A 1,426-nucleotide genomic window follows, 5' to 3' on the forward strand; every position below is an offset into this window, starting at 1 on the left:
CGGTTATCTCTTAATTTAGAGGGAAAAGTAGTAACTGGGACTGTCATTCTACAAACAGGCAAATCATTAAATGATTTGTCTGTTTGTATTACATAAGGAAAGATTTGAATAGTATCTAATACTTTGAGCATTGTACTTGAGATAGAAAAGAACTGATTAGGCACAGTGATTTTTCTGTTTTTAACTGTATATCGTATACAAAGTTAATTAAGTCGGGTAAGCGAGGGGCATCSCTGCCCCTRACTCCCCTAAGAACCGTACGTGAGCCTTTCAACTCATACGGCTCAAGCCTCCCATTGYAGGTCCATTTGCTGTCGTATCTTCATCACATACCRTATYGGTAAGTAAAACGTACGCCGACGCTCCAAATGGAGGTATRCATAACAGTACGTTTCTTTCGTCAGAAGATAGCCACAACCTTATGTTCCTMCGAGAGACCAACGAGAAGTCAGCTCCCTTTCGGGCCTATCATGGGTTTGTCCGTAAGGACGATAGTATCCATYCAGTTATACAGTTTCCTGCTTTCCTGTTCTCTTTCGAGATAAYGGCATTYGCTTTCTCTCGTATCCTTTACCCTCTGYCACATCGTTTGACTTTRCAGTCAYCCTACTRTTTRCACAGATGACAAAGGGCTTACCAAGTTYCGCATCTTATAGATACGACGAGGTTAGGTGGGTTCTTTACTCCGGGCAAGATACGGGACGCGTCACAGCAGCTTTATGAATCTGCTTTTCCTCTTGCCAAYACCCAGGCAAWKCTGTGCACTATCCTRAGCTAACACTTACGAAGCTTACAAACCTTCACTAATGTTCACCATACTCATCTTCCCCTAGCAGTGTTCCGAGTCGTGCACTGACTCTCTGTTTCCGCATTTCCKCATGCAACCCACGAGCCCGTTASCAGGCCCGCAGTTTTGGACGGGGATAGTTTTTGCGTCTAAACCAGTGGCGTGAGCCACRCTATATAAAAGCGACTTCTTGTCGCACCATAAAACGTATTATCGGTAATAGCACAAATAACTCCGTTCGAATAAATCGAAACAGAGCTACAATGAGTATGAAAATTTCCTGATTAATTACAGCATTTTATATATTTCAATAAGATTCTTATCTGGATCCCGAAAATGTGCAATACGCGATCTCCATTCTTTACGGTCGTGTGGTTCAGTAACAAATCCAATCCCATTTTCTCTCAAATAATCATAGGTCTTATCAACGTCTTCTACTTCAAATTGAAGCAAAAAGTTTGATGGGGATTCTCCATCTAAAGACTTGTTTTCCTTTCCAATTACTTCTGTCATGGCCTTCTGAGATAAAAGCTCAATTTTCGTTTCCCCATTATTGAAAAGTGCATACTCCATTTCTTCCTCATACCAACTTATTGGAATTCCTAATAAATCTTTATAGAATTCAGTACTCCTTTTAAA

Annotated in this window: 1 protein-coding gene; it reads right to left on the reverse strand. The window is 40.9% G+C overall.

Annotated elements, in window-relative coordinates; all coding sequences use genetic code 11:
* Positions 1 to 1,075 precede the first annotated feature (1,075 nt).
* Positions 1,076 to 1,426: VOC family protein (locus AC1DRF_RS27710; protein ID WP_477742270.1), on the reverse strand; the 351-nt coding region annotated here is incomplete at its 5' end.

Source organism: Priestia sp. P5_B4 (assembly GCF_056400385.1).